This is a genomic window from Ruegeria sp. CDSA193, from assembly GCF_059611885.1.
In genome coordinates, this window is sequence record NZ_JBXWPN010000003.1 from 297836 (window position 1) to 314265 (window position 16430).

A 16430-nucleotide genomic window follows, 5' to 3' on the forward strand; every position below is an offset into this window, starting at 1 on the left:
GTCCCCATCGTTACGAAGGGGCCCTATGGCTCGATGGGATATGACACCTATCGCTGCCCGATGATTTCGAAAGTATAATCTCGTCTCACCCCTGCCGGAGGTGGCGGGAAGGGTGCAGCCGCTTTTACCTGGGCAAGGGCGATCTGATCCAACCGCTTTGATCCCGAACTGCGTACTATTCCAACCGTCTGCAATGTCCCGTTCTCAGCTATTCGAAAGGCCACCAACGCGGCACCTCGAATATTGGCGCTCTTTCTCCGGGCGCGGATAATCTTGCGTTTAATCTGTCCAGCATAGTTGCTGGCGTCGGCATTGCCGGATGCGGTCAGCGCTGACGTGGATGTAGCAACCTTTGCCGCGCCTTTCGTGGTTTTCCCGGTGGCGTCGCCTTTTTTCCCCGATTGTTTCGCGTTGCCATGCGCGGTGGCAGTTTGATTGCTTGCCTGTTTTTCCGGTTCCGGCGGCTTGGCATCCTCGGTCGGCGACACCGAAGCAGCATCACCCTGTCTGTTCGGCGTTTCAGCGTCCTGAGGCCTGAGAGGGCTTGGCGCAACAGCGGTCGCGGCCGTAGCGCTGCTCACAACCGGGCTGAGAGTTTGCGGCGACGTTGTGCGCTGCTGCTTGACAGGGCGGGCCTTGGGTTGCAACCGATGAGGTGCTGCCGGTTTCTTGCGCGTGCTGGCCGGTGCTGGTGCATTTGTTCCGGCGACGAAGTCCTTGAATACAGATCCCAGCGCGGCGGCCCTCTCCTCTCCGCCACCTTCGACCTGCACCTGTTCGGCGGTCGAATAATCCAAAAGCGCAAGGCCATGTGTCGCTACGGCCAATGCGACAGAAATCACAACTACCACGCGGGATTTGGTTATCACCGTAATCCCCTTTCGGTCACGACATAAACCTGACTTGCACCCAACCCGCGCAAGTCATCGCTGATCTGTTTGAGCGCAACCGCAGGCAAGGATCGATCCGGCACGATCCGAACCGCATCAAGGGGCAGATCAACAGCCGCCCGCTCGACATAGGCCGCAGCATTGGTCAGCTCTGCCCCGCGATATTCAAGTGTGCCATCGGCGCGAATAACCAAAGCATCTGGCGGCTCGCGTCCCTCCAGATCCATCGTTTCGACAAGCTGAACCGATCCGTTGAGCGGCGGCGTAAGGGTGCCTGCGATCATGAAGAATATGAGCATCAGGAACACGACATTGATCAGCGCGATGGTTGGCTCTCGGCTTTGTCTGGGCTTCGATTTCAACTGCATCAGCCCAAAACCTGAGTGCGCAGGTTTTCGACAGGTGCCAGCCCGATGAGCAGATCAATCAGCTGCTGAGAGGTTGCCCTCGGACCCAGGCTGATGAGCGCGATTTGGGATTTGGCGTCGAGCAGCATTGGAGCCACCTGCGCCAATGGTACAGGCGCACCATCGACCAGAATTCGGTCTGCATCCAGTTTAATAAACCGGATGGCTTGGTCTGGCTCCGCGCCGCCGACTGAGGCCGTCGAAAACTGAATCTCGGCGAATTTCGAGAATGTGGATGTCAGCATGAAAAACAACAGCAGCAAAAAGATGACATCTATAAGCGACGTCATTGACAGGCGTTTGCGCCGCTTTCTTTGCACATCAAGCGCCATGTACCAGCGCCGCAACTGACGCCCCTGCCGTTTGCTCGGTCTCCTCGGCATGGCCGGGGGCAAATATTGTTCTGAGCGCACGGTTGGTAAAGACGCGTTCTCGGTTCACGCGGGCCTCAAACCAGGTCAGGATCAGTGACGTCGGCATGGCTACAGCCAGCCCCGCTGCTGTTGTCATCAGCGCCACCCAGATGCCCCCAGCCAGCAACGATGGGTCAACAGCGTTGCCTGCCCCCTGCAGGGTCTGGAAGGCTTCGATCATGCCCAGCACTGTGCCGAACAATCCAAGCAGGGGCGCAAGTTGCGAGACGATGTCCAGCACGTTGAGACCCTGTTCCAGTTTTGCAAATCGCGTCTCAGCCTCGGCATCGACCCGTTCGGACAAGGTGCGATCATTCCCGGACAATGCCATTGCGATCACCGGCGCCAGGTAACTACGGCTTTTGTTCAGGTATATTCTGGCGGCCGTGGGGTCTTCTCGGTCCCATGCGTCGATCGCCCTGGACAATTCGACGTGACGGCCGACCCCCGCCGCTTTGTATTGCCAGATTTTGTAAAAGACCAAGGCGAGGGTCGCGATTGAGGCTGCAATCAGGATCGCCACCACCGGGCCCCCTAATTGCAGGATTTCCATCAGTTTTTGCAGCATTTCGGACATGGCTTTATCCTATCATCTCAGTTTCAAGGCGGCTTTTTAGACTGAGGCCATTCATGCAGGCATCTTTGTTACCGCTCTGGGTCATGCATTCCTGCACGCCGTTGAACAGAATCCGGCTGATCTGGTCACAGGCCATGTCTGTGAATTGAAACTGCCTGACCCGTGGGCGGCCTGCAGGCAGTTCTTCGAAATCCAGCAGGGTAATTAACGCGACCACACCGTTTTTGCCAAACAGGACGGTTTCATAGACCGCACCGTTGATGTCGACCTCATGCATATTTTCGGCGACAAAGCTGAGCAGACAGTTTTGCCCCCTTGCTTCGGCAGAGCTGAGTTCGATTGATACACCGCCAGTCTTAGGCACGTCTTCTGCGCTGGCAATCCCTGCCCCCAAGACTGAGAGCAGGGTCGACAGGACAGCGCTGGCTTTGGTTGCTGCCGCACTTCGCATAACGGGTCCTTTCCTCGGGATCAGAAGGTTTTGGCCAGGCCGAGCTTGAAGGTCCGGCCCGTCGAATTGCGGGTCGACAGGTTCGGGCGGTAGTCCTTATCAAGGATGTTCTCGATACCGGCGCGCAGCTCAAAGCCTTCAAACACACCATCTTGCGGCATGTAGGTCGCACGCAGAGAGTTTACTCCGTATCCCGCGGTCGCTTCTCCGCTCGAGTCCGTACCGGCCCGGGCACCGAAGATTTCCCAGCTGACGTCCAACGTCTGACCGAACCGCTTGCCCAATGTCAGGCGCGCGGAATCCGACGGCTCATTCCGCCAACGCGAGTCATCGCCGTTGGCGCTGGTTTCCGTACCCGTCACGATGTTCGAGTTGAAATCGACGTATAACCCACCCGCATTGGCATAAGAGGCTTCGATTTCGGCACCTTTCGTTTCCACTTCGGACAGGGGTTGAGACGGGGTGCCAGAGACGTAGGAGGTGATATCCCACAGGGTCGTTTGATAGAAATTGACCTTGGCGCGGATCACGTCGCCCTCGGCAAACACGTCACCGCGATCATAGGAAAAACCAGCTTCCCACGTGCGGGATCTCTCGGGTTGCGTCATGTAAAGCGGCGTGCCCAGATCATCGATGATCGGCAGGCTTTCCGTGTAGGCCGCACCACCAAAGATCGCGAAACCGCTGTTGAACGCGTACCGCGCCGACAACCCGCCCATAAGCGCGTTGTTGTCATAGCTTTCGTTGAACGGGGCCGCGGCGTCATCATCACCGTCGATGTCCTGCGTCTCATATCGCACCGCGGGGGTAATCGTCAGATTGTCACCGATCTGCACATCGTCCACAGCAAACAGGGCAAAACGACGGTCAGTTCCGCCCGGGGCCGATGCCGCGTCCAACCGTTCGCGGTTGATAAACTCGATCCCTGCCCGCAGATCATGCGAGGCGATGCCGGTCTGGAAATACGACGTGTTCTTGATCGTCAGCTTTGTCGTTTCATAGTTATGTGTGGCATCTGCCAGAGCCTGAATTCCAGGGAAGAATGGCGTGCCCTCAAGGCTGGAAGACCCGGAAACATAGCTGCTTTCGATCGCCTGCTCAGAATAGCTGAGGTTCACATCCAGATCGACCAGATCATTTCCAACGGGTTGATATTGATACCGCAGGATACCGATCTTTGTTTCGATATCACGGTCTACATTACCAAAGGCATCCGACGTGGTGCCAAACGAGTCATAAGGGACGTCGCGCTCTTCAGATGTGGACTGGTTGTAGGATGCGGTGAACGAATGTTCGAGATCGTTGCCGAAGCTGTATCTGCCCTTAGCCAGAAGCGACGGCAGCGTGAACGCGCTGTTGCCGATCGTATTGCCGTTTCCATCCTCCTGATCGTCCTGATCCCGATAGGCGTAGTTGAACAGAAATTCCGTTTGGGTATTCGGCTGCCACGCCAGGATAGAGGACGAGGCAAATCCGTTACCGTTGGAATACCCTTCAAAGGTTTGACGGAAACGGAAACCCGGCTCTCCACCGGTGAAATCTGACGCGCCCTTGGTTTCCAGCTGAACGACACCACCAACAACCCCGGACCCATATTCGAATGAACCGACAGTGCCCCGAATGACCGAGACGCTTTTGTAAAGCTGGGGGTCAGTAAAAAGCTGGTTGCCGATCCGATACAGCTCTTCCGCGCCCGTTGTGGCACCATCGACCAGGATCAGTACCTTCTGGTCGGTTCCGAACGTGCCGTTTGCACCATAGCCGCGAATATTGATGCCCGATCCCTGAGGGGTCGAGCCGTTCACCAGGCTTACCCCCGGAACCGAGTCGATCAGCTCTGCAACCGTATTGGCCTGCCGGTCGTTGATCTCTTCCTGATCAATATTTGTGACCGGCACGGCAGTGTCTGTCTGAATCTCACGTTTGCTTTCCCCAAGTATCAGGGTGCCCAGGAAACCATCGTCTTGTTCTTGCGCCATAGCGCCAGCCGCAATCATGCTGAGGCACGAAGCCGTTCCCAGCAAAGCTATCTTCCGTATTTGCACACGCATCTCTGTCCCTTCGAAACAGTAGGAGGACCTGAAATGCTTGCGCCATGCTGGCTTTGGTCAGTCTGTTTTATTGTTTTTTGGAGCCGCCTTTTTTTGGTGACTTGTGCTCGTTAATAAAGGTTACTAAAATAGTCAACAATAAATCGCAGTCGCATCGCCGACTCTCGCCAGCGGGCACCCGAACAATTCGGCTGCCGGGCCAGCACCTCTGAAAATCAACTCGAAGATGGGAAAACCCATGACGGAACAGGTGCCTAACACCCCGGCTCAAATTCGTGCAGCCTATGCGCAAAACAGCGGCAAACGTGACCGCGATCTGGCAGAATCGATTGGACTTACCGAAGGCCAGTTGGTCGCTGCCTTCGCTGGGCTGGACGTAACGCGGCTGTCGGCTAGCCTTGATGACATTTTCCCAATGCTCAACGGGTTGGGAGAGGTCATGGCGTTGACGCGCAATATCTCCTGCGTGATCGAAAAGGTCGGACAATACGACAATTACCATTCGGGCGCGCATGCCTCGATGGTTCTGACGGATGAGATTGATTTGCGCATGTTTCCCAGCCACTGGGTCCATGCCTTTGCGATCGAACGCAAAACCGACAGCGGTGTGAAACGCTCGCTTCAGGTCTTTGATGCCGCAGGCGATGCGGTGCACAAGATATTCCTGCGCGAAGGATCGGATCTGGACCATTGGGATAAGCTTGTCAGCGCCCTTGCGTCTGAGGACCAATCGCAAACTCTTGATTTAGAACCGCGCCGACCGACCGAAGCGCCCAAGGCCAACCCCGAAAAGACGGAAATCCTACGTGCGGAATGGGCCAAGATGACGGACACCCACCAGTTCATGCGCTTGACCTCAAAGCTCAAGATGAACCGATTGGGAGCCTATCGCATCGCCGGCCAACCGCTCGTCAGGGAACTGACGCCGTCGGTAATATCACCAATGTTCGAACAGGTGTGCGACAAGGAAATTGAGGTGATGATCTTTGTTGGCAATCGTGGATGTATCGAAATTCACGGTGGCCTTATCGGAACGATCAAGCAGATGGGACCCTGGTTCAATGTGCTTGACCCGCGTTTCAATCTGCATCTGAGGACGGACCATATTGCAGAGGTCTGGGCTGTCACCAAACCGACTCAGCGCGGCCCCGCCGTCTCGGTCGAGGCGTTCGATGCAGAAGGTGGGCTGATCTTCCAGATATTTGGTCAGCGCACCGGCGATACCGACCATCGCCCAATCTGGAATGAGTTAGTTGCCGCACTTGAACCCCAACCCGAGGCCGCGCTGACATGAACAGGATGCGAGTGATCTGGCCTGCCTTGGCTATGCTGCTAAGTACACAGGTCGCGCAGGCTGCGGACGACGAACCAAAGCGGATCATCGCGATCGGTAGTTCCATCACTGAAATCGTCTACGCTCTGGGTCAGCAAGACAGGCTTGTTGGTCGCGACCGAACATCAACCTACCCGACAGAAGCGATGAACCTGCCCGATATCGGATACCGACGCGCGCTGTCGCCCGAAGGCGTTTTGTCGGTAGAACCAGACTTGGTCCTGGCGCTTGAAGGTTCAGGACCACCAGAGGCGATTGCGGTTCTGCAGGAAGCGGGCGTGCAATACGTCACGATCAAGGATGGGTTCTCTCTGGAAGGCGTGGTCGAAAAAATCCAAACCGTTGGGGCCGTGCTGGGAGCTGACGTTGCTGCCGAGGGATTGGCAGCGCAAACCATACGCCAGATCAATCAGGCGGAATTGGCGGCTAGTAGTGCCGCAGGATCCAACCCGAAACGGGTTCTGTTTGTTCTGTCGGTGCAGGATAACCGGATCACAGTGGGAGGTGTGGATACCCAAGCAGACAGCATCATTCGATTGGCTGGCGGTGTAAATGCCGCCGCCAAAGTGTCAGGTTACAAGCCAATGACGCCCGAAGCGCTGGTGTCGGCTGCGCCTGATGTCATCCTTATGATGGATCGGCGGGGTGATAATAATACCGAGGATGCCGCGCTCTTTTCACTGCCCGCAGTCAAGCTGACCCCGGCGGGCCAGAACAAGATGCTGATCCGCATGCAGGGTGCATATCTTCTTGGGTTTGGCCCTAGAACCGCCAGTGCCATTTCTGATCTGTCAGCAGCCCTGCAGGATGAAGGTGGCTCATGACGCTGACGTTGGATCATATGAGCGCCGAGGCACCTGGGTACAATCGGCGAGCAACCGCACGGCGGGTTACTTTGGCCTTACTAGTATTGCTTGGCCTGACCAGCGCCGCAAGCATTTCAGTCGGTGCTTCGGATGCGTCGTTAAACATGGCGGTGATCGACCTAATCAATGGGCGGTCCCTGTCTGACCTGAATCGGATTGTCCTTTGGGACATACGCTTGCCCCGGCTTGCCATGGGGATTCTGGTCGGTGCCGCACTGGCTGTTTCAGGGGTGGTCATGCAAGGGCTTTTCCGAAACCCGTTGGCGGACCCCGGAATTGTCGGCGTCAGCGCGGGCGCAGGTCTGGGCGCAATTTCAGCCATCATGCTTGGCAGCCACGTGCCAGTGTCGGTTTTGGTCTGGACCGGAAACGGGTTAGTGGCCATTGCTGCTTTTCTTGGTGGCTGGGCGTCTGTTCTGATCCTATACCGTGTCTCGACCAGCGGAGGGCAGACATCGGTCGCAACCATGCTACTGGCCGGCATTGCATTAGGTGCCTTATCCGGCGCCGCATCGGGTGTTCTGGTCTACATGGCCGATGATCAGCAATTACGCGACCTGACGTTCTGGGGAATGGGATCGTTAGCTGGGGCAACCTGGACCAAAATCGCCTCGGCTGCGCCAATCATTTTGGTTGCCCTTGCAAGCACACAATTTCTGGCTCGCGCGCTTAACGGCCTGGCGATGGGAGAGGCGGTGGCCCATCACATGGGCATCCCGGTTCAGCGCAGCAAGAACATCGCCATTCTTGCAGTTTCCGGCGCAACAGGGGCCGCTGTTGCCGTGTCCGGCGGCATCGGATTCATCGGAATTGTGGTCCCCCATTTGCTACGTCTGGCCACAGGGCCGGACCACCACAGGCTTTTGATGAATTCCGCCCTGCTGGGTGCCAGTCTGCTGCTATGCGCCGACATGATCAGCCGGGTCGTGGTGGCCCCGGCGGAACTGCCAATCGGGATCGTCACGGCAATTCTCGGCGCACCGGTCTTTCTTTGGATCCTCCTGCGCCGCCACGGCATTATGGGAATGTAAATCATGCAAGGTAAGAACATCTGCGTCAGCCTGGGCCGAAAGGACATCTTGCACGACGTGAATTTCAAGGCCGATCCCGGTCATGTCACCGCAATCATCGGGCCCAACGGATCGGGCAAATCGACCTTACTAAAGGCATTGGCCGGAGAGATTGCCTCGACCGGAACCGTCACCCTGAACGGCCACGACATCTCAGAGTTAAAGCCCTGGCAACTGGCCGCGAAACGGGGCGTGCTGCCACAATCGACCAGCGTGGCCTTTCCTTTCAAAGTGCACGAGATTGTCAGACTGGGGCTGGCAAACGGGTTGGCCGCACAAGATGACGGTTCGGTCACTACCGCCCTGGCACATGTCGACCTAGCCGGGTTCGAGCAGAGGTCTTACCAGACCCTGTCCGGGGGTGAGCAGCAGCGCGTACAGTTAGCCCGTGTTTTGACGCAGGTCTGGCAGGCACAACGGGCCGATCATCCCAGCTGGCTTTTACTGGACGAACCGGTTGCCAGCCTGGATATCGCGCATCAATTTACGGTCCTTGGTATCGCAAGCGATTTTGCCGCCCAAGGTGGAGGTGTGGTGGTGGTGATGCACGATCTGAACCTCACCGCGCTATTTGCAGACTGTGTTTACGTGATGTCACAGGGCACTGTCTGGGGCTCTGGCACACCTTCAAATATCCTCACCGATGACCTTATGCAGCAAGTTTACGGCATCAACCTACCGATCGGCATGGTGCCGACCGGCCCGCTTCCTTTTGTACTGCCTCAGGCAATGCGTAAATGCATTGAGGCTTGATGTTGTGCAAACAGATACGTTGCCTCAGACAGCGCGGGTCAATCCTCCGTCAACGCGCAAGTTTTGACCCGTCATATAGCCACCGCCTTCAGACGCCAGCCATGAGACAAGCGAAGAGACCTCCGCAGCATGACCGTAACGTCCCATCGGAATCCGAGCTTTGCGGTCTTCTGTTTCGGGCAAGCTGTCGATGAAACCTGGCAGGATGTTATTCATGCGAATATTCTCTGCGGCATATTTATCGGAATAGAGTTTGGCAAAGGCGGCCAATCCTGCCCGGAAGACGCCTGATGTTGGAAACAGCGGATCGGGCTCGAACGCCGCGAAAGTAGAGATGTTGATAATCACCCCCCTGCCCTGTTGCTGCATCAAGGGTGTCACCAGCCGTGTTGGGCGGATCACATTCATCAGATAGACCTCCATCCCCTGATGCCAGTCATCGTCACCGATCTCTAATACGGGCCCTTTCGGGCCATGACCGGCGGAATTGACCAAGACATCGACGCGGCCCCAACGCTCCGTCGCGCCCGTGACCAAAGCAGTCAGATCGTCACCACTGAGGTTAGAACCAGTGACGCCAAAACCACCCAGCTCGGCGCCGAGTGCTTCGCCTTTACCCGAAGAAGAGAGGATCCCGACTTTGAAGCCATCTTTGGCAAGCCGGCGTGCCGCGTCAGCCCCCATGCCACTCCCGCCCGCGGTAATCAAAGCTACTTTTTCTACTGCCATCTGACGATTCCCCTTATGTATTCTGCGAAAATATCCTGTTTCGATGGGTCGTTCGATTGAGATTTGATGTTTCATTACAGTAGAAATACTATTGTCTCATGGCTGATCTTCCTCCCCTCAACGGTTTACGGGCTTTCGAAGTCGCTGGGCGCCGCCTCAGTTTCCGCGCCGCTGCCGATGAGTTGGGCGTAACACAAGGGGCGGTGGCGCAGCAGGTGCGACTGCTGGAAGCTCACCTAGAAGTCACATTGTTCGAAAGGGTGCCCAAAGGATTGGAGTTCACCTCGGTTGGCCGTAGCTATCACGCACGTATATCGGTTGCCTTTGCGAGCCTTAGATCAGCAACCGCCGAGCTAAAGCCGGAACCGGACAAGGTTATAATAAGCGTCACCCCGACTTTTGCTGCCAGATGGTTGATCCCGAATTTGCCGGACTTTGCTGAGAGCCATCCGGAAATCGACTTGCGGATCATGGCCACTGAAAAAGTCTCCAGCTTTCACAGCGACGGGATCGACCTTGCCGTCCGGCAGGGATCGCCGCCGTTTGGCGCCGCGCTTCGGGCGGCGCTTATTTTCAGACAAGAGGTGATTGCCGTCGCCGCACCCGAATTTATCAGCGACGGATTCAATTCGTTAACACCAGATGACCTTGCACGCCTGCCCAAAATTCATGACACGCATGACCTTTGGCCGCGATACCTTGCAGACCTAGGGGTTCGTGACAAATCGCAACGCGGCCTTCGATTAAGCCAGACAGCGCTTGCAGTTGACGCTGCGATCGCGCGGCAGGGTGTGGCCCTTGTCAGCCGTTTCATGGTTTCCCGAGATCTTGAGGCAGGACGCCTGGTAGAGGTTGGTGCGGCAAGAGACATCGGTGGTAGCGATTTTTACCTCCTCATAGAGCGTTCGGCCGCAAACCAACACGCGGTGATGCAAGTCGTAAACTGGCTAAAATCGCGGTCGGCGAAAGAAACGTGATCGGCTTTCGATTCCTGCAAAGCGCACGCATGCGCGTCTGAAATGAAGGGCTGCTTAGGTTTCCCAACGCTTCCCAATTCAGGGTCTTAGTGCTCTCGAACCTGCGGGCAAACACCTCGAGCCGCTGGCGTAGTCGAACACAGCATCCGGGGCAAAATAGTTCGTAACGGCATCCGGATCGTGTGCGTTAGAGGCATTACCGACGGCATTCACATTTGTTCAGTTGCTTCAGGTCAGTTTCGTCCGACCAACCTGAGCAAGTGCACTGGACAACTCTTCGCTGAGGATATTCCACAGTCTATGCAAACCTTCTTCGCCGGCCGCGGCGATTGCAAATTGCAATACGCGGCCAAAAAACACGTAATTTGCACTCTGATCGAGGGCTTTCAGAACGTCTTCGCCAGATCGTAAGCCACTGTCGTAAAATAGCGGAAAATCCGCACCAACGCTGTCTCGTATCCGGCCCAGCGCGTGAACGGCAGCGGGTGCGCTTTCAAGTTGCCGTGCGCCATGATTTGACACTTGAATGGCGTCAACACCTTCGGATTTCAGCTGCAGCGCATCCTCGGCGTTGGTCACGCCTTTTACTACCAGGTTGCCTTTCCACAAATCGCGCAGAGCCTTCAATGTTGTCCAAGTCGCCCTCGCGCGGCTTTCGGTGCGGTCGAACTCAAAGCCCGGCATCTCGAAATTTGCCATCTGAGGGCGACCGGCGGCGAGTGAAGTGAGCGACCATTGCGGGTGCAGGGCAAAGTCCAGAAACTGGCGTGGGCCGATACGAAACGGCATGGTAAAACCATGGCGCAACTCACGCGGTCGGCGACCAACCTCGGGCACGTCGACGGTTACGATCAGGGTTTCGTATCCGGCATCTTGCGCCCGCTTTGCCAGCTTGAATGACCCCGTTCCGTCCCCGCTGAAATAAAGCTGGAACCACGCGTGCCCTTCGGCAACCTCAATCATTTTTTCCAGCGGGGTTGAGGCCACGGTCGAGACCCCCAAAGGCACGGATTCGCGCGCGGCCAACCGCGCCAGCATCAGATCGGCACCGGGTCTGGACAAATTACACATGCCCATCGGCGCAATGCCAAAGGGCCGCTTGGCGATCTTGCCAAACAGCGGCATGTCCAAAGACCGATGGCTGACATCTTTCAGTATCCGGGGTTCAAGGCAAATGTCATCCAGAGCAGCGCGGTTACGCGCAGCCCCCGTTTCTGACCCTGCGGCCCCATCGATATAGTCAAACACCATCCAAGGCAGACGTGCCTTGGCCAAACGCCGCGCATCCTCACTGGAATGAATTCGCGCGGCGCGGTTCATCAACCAGCCACCGCTTTCATAAAGCGATCCTTGATGATCACCGGGTCCATTGTAATGACTGGCATCTTGGCATTTCCGCTGTCGCATTTCACGATCATGACCGTGCCGACCTGTGCGTCCATCGCCTCTTGCAATGCTTTGCCGGTATCAACATCCTGTACTTCAACGACATTATCACATCCGGCCGCACGCGCCATGCCCGCCAGATCGGTTTTACGCCCTGTATAGGTCGGCTGATCACCGGTTGATCCATATGATCCGTTGTCGATAACCATCAGGATGAAATTCGGAGGCATATTGTTCCCGATGGTTGGCAAGGTGCCCAGATTGGTCAACACCGACCCGTCCCCATCGATTGAGATCACGGTTTTAGGCTGCACCAGCGCCAGACCCAGCCCGATGGACGAGGCAAGGCCCATAGTGCCCAGCATGTAGAAATTCGTTGGTTGATCGTCGATGGCATGCAGCTCTTGGCTGGGAATGCCGATGTTACACACCACCAGCTGATCTCGGAGTTGAGGTGCAATTTCCTTGAGGATTTCAGAACGGATCATTGGTCGCCATAGCCTCCCCAGAAATTGGCATCGGTCAGGATTGCCACGGGTTTGTTGCACATAAAGGTATACTTCAGGATCATATCCAGCTCTTCCACATCCTTCTGGTGATGGAAGTGGTAGGTGGGGATATTCATCTGCGCCAGCAGCGCTTTGGTATGCACCGCCATTTCCACCTGGCACGCCACAGGTTCGCGGAGCTCTCCGCGGTAGCTGATCAACATCGGCAGAGGCATCCGGTAATACTGGATCAACGTCGCAAGAGTGTTGATCGTCACCCCAATGGCTGTGTTCTGCATGATGATCGCAGGGCGTTTTCCACCCATCCACGCACCGGCACACAGGCCCATGCCCTCGTCTTCCTTATTCGACGGAATATGGAAGATATCCGGGTGTTGGTCGATTTCTTCGATAACGCCCGCAAGCTGCTTGCAGGGCACCGTCGTCACGAACGAGATATTATTCGCGACAAGATCATCGGTGATCTTCTTGTCTATGTTCATGTTGCAGAAGGGCCTTTCTTGAAAGGAGAGGAGAGCGTCATCAAGAGGACGCGCGATGCACATGGACGGCACAGCCTGCGTGCCGCACGACGCGAGCAGCTGTGGAGCCCAGGAAATAATCTCTCAGACCAGGTTTGTGGGATCCAAGCACGATGCAGTCGATGCCATGCGCCTCGGAATAGTCGATGATAGTGCGGGCCGAATGCCCTTTTACAATCACAGGCGTGACACCGGGATGTCCAGACAACTTGCCCTCAAGATCAGCACGCGCTTTTTCAAACCCGGCGGCAACCATTTCTTCGTCCAAATACGCACTGACAGAGCCTTGGGGCGCCTCATGAACGTGAAGGGCGAAGATCTGGGCATCTTTTGCACGCAGCGCGTTGGCTATCTCAAGTGTATGAGTCGACACGCCATGGTCCAGCGCCATCGGGACGAGGATTTTATGGTACATGAAGTGTCTCCATTTGGTTGATGATCATAAGTGTCAGGCCCACGGGTCGAGGATGATCTTAGGGGCTGCAACCACTCCCGATCGTAGATCGGCAAATGCCTGCGGTCCATCATTCAGGCTGCGATGTTCTGCCCAGTCTAGCGGGCCAAGCGCGCCATCGAAAAGCGCGGTGCAGGTATCCCGGAAGTCCTCCGGTGTGTAGGTATAGGTTCCGATGAACGTCACCTCTTGCAAGGTCATCCGCCGGATATCGAGGCCACCCGTGTCTTCGCCCAGGCCGATATGGACGATGACACCCCCCGGTTCAGCCATGGCAGAAGCTGCAGCGCGTGTTGCCGCGTATCCGACGGCGTCGATCACGATGCCATACTGCCCTGCCCCTGTCGGTACAGATTTCACAAGGCATTGATCTTCCAGGTATGCGCGTCGCTTGTCGCTTGGTTCAGCAACAGTTACGTCATCGACCCCCTGCGCCTTGAGGGCAAGGGCCGCGGCAAGACCAATAGCCCCGCCCCCCAGTACAAGCGCCGTGCGGCTGGCACCCGGATCAAGCGCCGTCAGCCCCAACCGTATGGAATGCCAACTGACGGCCAGAGGTTCGGCCAGTGCAGCCTTTTGCAACGGAACATGATCCGGCACCACGATAAGATTGCTGCCTTGCATTGCCACATATTGAGCAAAGGCCCCTTCGCGCGGCGGCATGGAAATGATCATACGGTCCGGGCACAGATTATCGCGGCCCGTCTGACACGCGGGACAAGTGCCACAGCTGACCAGCGGATTGATCGTGACCCGTTCGCCGTCGCGCGCGCCGCCCTCGATCACACCAGCAGCCTCATGGCCCAGAATCAAGGGCGCAGGACGCCTGTCGTCATGGCCGAGGTAAGCGTGCATGTCCGACCCGCAGATGCCCGAGGCCTCGATACGAACCAGTGACTGGCCCTGACCGACTGTCGGGTTGGGGACTTCGCGCACACCAAGCGTTTCGACACCTTCGTAGACCAACGCTTTCATTTTGCTGTGAACCCTCCGTCGACCATCAGGGTTTGTCCGGTCACGTAACCGGACGCGTCCGAGCAGAGAAACAGCATGGGGCCGTCCATGTCTTCCAAACGGCCATTGCGTCCGATGCAGGTCTGGGCGGCATTGCGCGTGGCTCGGTTCGGATCGGCAAAGACGGCCTCGGTCAGCTCTGTCGGAAAAAACCCAGGCCCAATCGCATTGGCCGTGATGCCATAGGTCGACCAGGCCTCGGCCATAGCGCGGGTCAGTTGGGCAATGCCCGCCTTGGTCGTCCCATAGGCGATGCCACCGGGAAAAGCGCGCGTGGTTTGGAGCGATGCAAAATTCACGATCCGCCCCCACCCCTTGGCCTTCATCGCGGGCACCAACGCCTGGCTCAGGAAAAACGGAGCCGAGATGTTTAGTGCCACGGTCTGATCCCAACCTTCTGGTGTCACGTCATCCGCCGTCTGACGGATGTTGATGCCAGCGGCGTGCACAATGATGTCTGGCGCTCCGAACGGTGCGCTGACCGCTTCTACCAAGTGTGAGAGTGCATCACGGTCGGCGACATCCGCTGCAACGTAGTCCACATCTTCGCCGACCTCGTTTTGCAAGCGCTGCAGGGCGTCCTCGCGCCGGGCTACGCCCACCACGCGGGCCCCGGCACTTGCCAGTGCGATGACCGCACGCCGCCCGAGGCCGGAGCTGGCGCCGGTTACACAGGCCACGCGGCCAGTCAGGTCAAACAGTGATCTTGGGTCAGCCATTTGCGGTCAGGTCGAATGCTTCATCCGGGAAATACTTGGCCAGACGAACATCCGCAGCACGGGCGTGCCCCTCCATCCCTTCAAGGCGGGAAATGCGCGCTGTGGCTTCGGCAACCTGCTTGGCACCCTCGCGTGTTGCACGCTGCCATGTGACGATCTTCATGTATTTATGGACCGACAAACCGCCGGTATAATTCGCGGCCCCTGACGTTGGCAGCACATGGTTGGTGCCCGTTGCCTTGTCGCCATAGGAAACGGTTGTCTCTTCCCCAAGGAACAGCGAGCCGTAACAGGTGAGCCGATCAAGCCACCAATCCAGATCTTCGGCCTGTACCGTCAGATGTTCGGGCGCGTAATCATCGGAGCATACAGCCATTTCCTCGCGGTCTGGACATACGATCACTTCGGCATAGTCGCGCCAGGCGGCAAAGGCGTTGTCGCGGTTCACTTCGGGCAGATCATCGATCAGGGCAGGCACAAGCTCCATCACCTTTTCGGCCAACACCCGGTCATCTGTGACCAGCCAAACAGGCGAATTATAGCCATGCTCGGCCTGGCTGACCAAATCCGTTGCCACGATATGTGGATCAGCGATCGCATCTGCCAAGATCAAACTGTCCGTTGGGCCCGCGATCATGTCGATCCCTACGCGGCCAAAGAGAATACGCTTGGCTTCTGCGACAAACTGATTGCCCGGCCCCACAAGGATGTTGGCCTTGGGCAGGCCAAACAGTCCGAACGTCATTGCGGCCACGCCCTGAACGCCACCCAGCGCCATGATCTTGTCCGCACCACACAGGTGCGCCGCATAGATGATGGCCGGGGCAACACCCACACCCGGACGGGGGGGCGAGCAAGCGGTGATGTGACCACAGCCTGCAACTTTGGCCGTTGTCACCGTCATGATGGCTGACGCAATGTGGCTATAGCGACCACCGGGCACATAACAGCCCGCCGCATCAACCGGGATCGCCTTTTGCCCCGCAACCATGCCCGGTACGATCTCAACCTCGACATCGGATACCGTGGCCTTTTGCGCCTCGGCAAACCGTTTGACGTTGTCATGTGCAAACCGGATGTCCGCTTTCAGCTTTTCCGGCACGAGCGCGGCTGCAGCCTCGATTTCCTCGGCGGTCAATAGGACATTGCCATCGTAACGGTCGAACTTGGCTGCGTATTCCAGAGCCTTTGCATCTCCGCCCGTTTCGATATCGGCCAGAATTGTCCTGACCGTCTCGTGGACTTCGGAAGCATCCGATTTAGCGGTTAGGGTCGCTTTTTTCAGGTATTCACGTTTCATCTTAGCGAGG

19 protein-coding genes are annotated in these 16430 nt (G+C 57.1%); 5 read left to right on the forward strand and 14 right to left on the reverse strand.

Annotation, left to right across the window (positions count from 1 at the left end; genetic code table 11):
- Positions 1-47: 47 nt before the first annotated feature.
- From AC2FLG_RS06905 to AC2FLG_RS06930, 6 genes are read right to left on the reverse strand one after another with little or no spacing between them, the layout of a single operon-like run.
- Complete coding sequence (locus AC2FLG_RS06905) at positions 48-869, reverse strand: energy transducer TonB (RefSeq protein ID WP_496705569.1); 822 nt, start codon at positions 867-869, stop codon at positions 48-50.
- The gene (locus AC2FLG_RS06910; protein WP_142637739.1) at positions 866-1258 is read right to left on the reverse strand and encodes an ExbD/TolR family protein; all 393 of its coding nucleotides are present in this window, start codon (positions 1256-1258) and stop codon (positions 866-868) included. Before AC2FLG_RS06910 ends, AC2FLG_RS06905 begins: the two co-directional genes overlap by 4 nt.
- Positions 1258-1587, reverse strand: coding sequence for a biopolymer transporter ExbD (locus AC2FLG_RS06915; RefSeq protein WP_496705571.1), 330 nt, complete (start codon positions 1585-1587; stop codon positions 1258-1260). Before AC2FLG_RS06915 ends, AC2FLG_RS06910 begins: the two co-directional genes overlap by 1 nt.
- A 31-nt stretch (positions 1588-1618) precedes the next feature.
- Positions 1619-2287 carry a MotA/TolQ/ExbB proton channel family protein gene (locus tag AC2FLG_RS06920; RefSeq protein ID WP_496705573.1) on the reverse strand — a complete coding sequence of 223 codons (669 nt, stop codon included), beginning with the start codon at positions 2285-2287 and terminating at the stop codon, positions 1619-1621.
- A 4-nt stretch (positions 2288-2291) separates the two neighbouring features.
- On the reverse strand, positions 2292-2738 hold the full coding sequence (locus AC2FLG_RS06925; RefSeq protein ID WP_496705575.1) for a hypothetical protein: 447 nt from the start codon (positions 2736-2738) through the stop codon (positions 2292-2294).
- Between the two features lie 20 nt (positions 2739-2758).
- Complete coding sequence (locus AC2FLG_RS06930) at positions 2759-4789, reverse strand: TonB-dependent receptor domain-containing protein (RefSeq protein WP_496705576.1); 2031 nt, start codon at positions 4787-4789, stop codon at positions 2759-2761.
- A gap of 238 nt (positions 4790-5027) precedes the next feature.
- On the opposite strand from AC2FLG_RS06930, the gene AC2FLG_RS06935 reads away from it, so the two are divergent.
- From AC2FLG_RS06935 to AC2FLG_RS06950, 4 genes are read left to right on the forward strand one after another with little or no spacing between them, the layout of a single operon-like run.
- Complete coding sequence (locus tag AC2FLG_RS06935) at positions 5028-6083, forward strand: hemin-degrading factor (RefSeq protein WP_496701459.1); 1056 nt, start codon at positions 5028-5030, stop codon at positions 6081-6083.
- A 32-nt stretch (positions 6084-6115) separates the two neighbouring features.
- A complete protein-coding gene (locus tag AC2FLG_RS06940) occupies positions 6116-6946 on the forward strand; it encodes a heme/hemin ABC transporter substrate-binding protein (protein WP_496701284.1) in 831 nt (276 codons plus the stop codon).
- Positions 6943-8019, forward strand: coding sequence for a FecCD family ABC transporter permease (locus tag AC2FLG_RS06945; RefSeq protein WP_496705579.1), 1077 nt, complete (start codon positions 6943-6945; stop codon positions 8017-8019). The genes AC2FLG_RS06940 and AC2FLG_RS06945 overlap by 4 nt, the downstream gene beginning before the upstream one ends.
- A gap of 3 nt (positions 8020-8022) precedes the next feature.
- On the forward strand, positions 8023-8811 hold the full coding sequence (locus AC2FLG_RS06950) for a heme ABC transporter ATP-binding protein (RefSeq protein WP_496705581.1): 789 nt from the start codon (positions 8023-8025) through the stop codon (positions 8809-8811).
- Between the two features lie 24 nt (positions 8812-8835).
- Here the strand turns inward: AC2FLG_RS06950 and AC2FLG_RS06955 are convergent, their stop codons facing one another.
- Positions 8836-9540 carry an SDR family oxidoreductase gene (locus AC2FLG_RS06955; protein ID WP_142637939.1) on the reverse strand — a complete coding sequence of 235 codons (705 nt, stop codon included), beginning with the start codon at positions 9538-9540 and terminating at the stop codon, positions 8836-8838.
- Between the two features lie 98 nt (positions 9541-9638).
- On the opposite strand from AC2FLG_RS06955, the gene AC2FLG_RS06960 reads away from it, so the two are divergent.
- Complete coding sequence (locus AC2FLG_RS06960; protein ID WP_496701289.1) at positions 9639-10517, forward strand: LysR substrate-binding domain-containing protein; 879 nt, start codon at positions 9639-9641, stop codon at positions 10515-10517.
- Positions 10518-10745: 228 nt separating this feature from the next.
- Here the strand turns inward: AC2FLG_RS06960 and AC2FLG_RS06965 are convergent, their stop codons facing one another.
- Genes AC2FLG_RS06965 through hisD form a run of 7 tightly spaced genes read right to left on the reverse strand, consistent with a single transcriptional unit; the run spans position 10746 to position 16420 of the window.
- Positions 10746-11837, reverse strand: coding sequence for an alpha-hydroxy acid oxidase (locus tag AC2FLG_RS06965; RefSeq protein ID WP_496692064.1), 1092 nt, complete (start codon positions 11835-11837; stop codon positions 10746-10748).
- A complete protein-coding gene (gene comE / locus AC2FLG_RS06970) occupies positions 11837-12391 on the reverse strand; it encodes a sulfopyruvate decarboxylase subunit beta (RefSeq protein WP_496692063.1) in 555 nt (184 codons plus the stop codon). The genes AC2FLG_RS06965 and comE overlap by 1 nt, the downstream gene beginning before the upstream one ends.
- On the reverse strand, positions 12388-12894 hold the full coding sequence (comD, locus tag AC2FLG_RS06975; RefSeq protein ID WP_282022016.1) for a sulfopyruvate decarboxylase subunit alpha: 507 nt from the start codon (positions 12892-12894) through the stop codon (positions 12388-12390). Before comD ends, comE begins: the two co-directional genes overlap by 4 nt.
- Positions 12895-12934: 40 nt before the next feature.
- Entirely contained in the window at positions 12935-13348 is a 414-nt protein-coding gene (locus tag AC2FLG_RS06980; RefSeq protein WP_281973199.1) for a universal stress protein, read from the reverse strand.
- A gap of 33 nt (positions 13349-13381) precedes the next feature.
- Positions 13382-14362: an alcohol dehydrogenase catalytic domain-containing protein gene (locus AC2FLG_RS06985; protein WP_496705584.1), complete on the reverse strand. Its 981-nt coding sequence runs from the start codon at positions 14360-14362 to the stop codon at positions 13382-13384.
- A complete protein-coding gene (locus tag AC2FLG_RS06990; RefSeq protein WP_496705586.1) occupies positions 14359-15120 on the reverse strand; it encodes an SDR family NAD(P)-dependent oxidoreductase in 762 nt (253 codons plus the stop codon). The genes AC2FLG_RS06985 and AC2FLG_RS06990 overlap by 4 nt, the downstream gene beginning before the upstream one ends.
- On the reverse strand, positions 15113-16420 hold the full coding sequence (gene hisD, locus AC2FLG_RS06995; protein ID WP_496705588.1) for a histidinol dehydrogenase: 1308 nt from the start codon (positions 16418-16420) through the stop codon (positions 15113-15115). The genes AC2FLG_RS06990 and hisD overlap by 8 nt, the downstream gene beginning before the upstream one ends.
- Positions 16421-16430 lie beyond the last annotated feature (10 nt).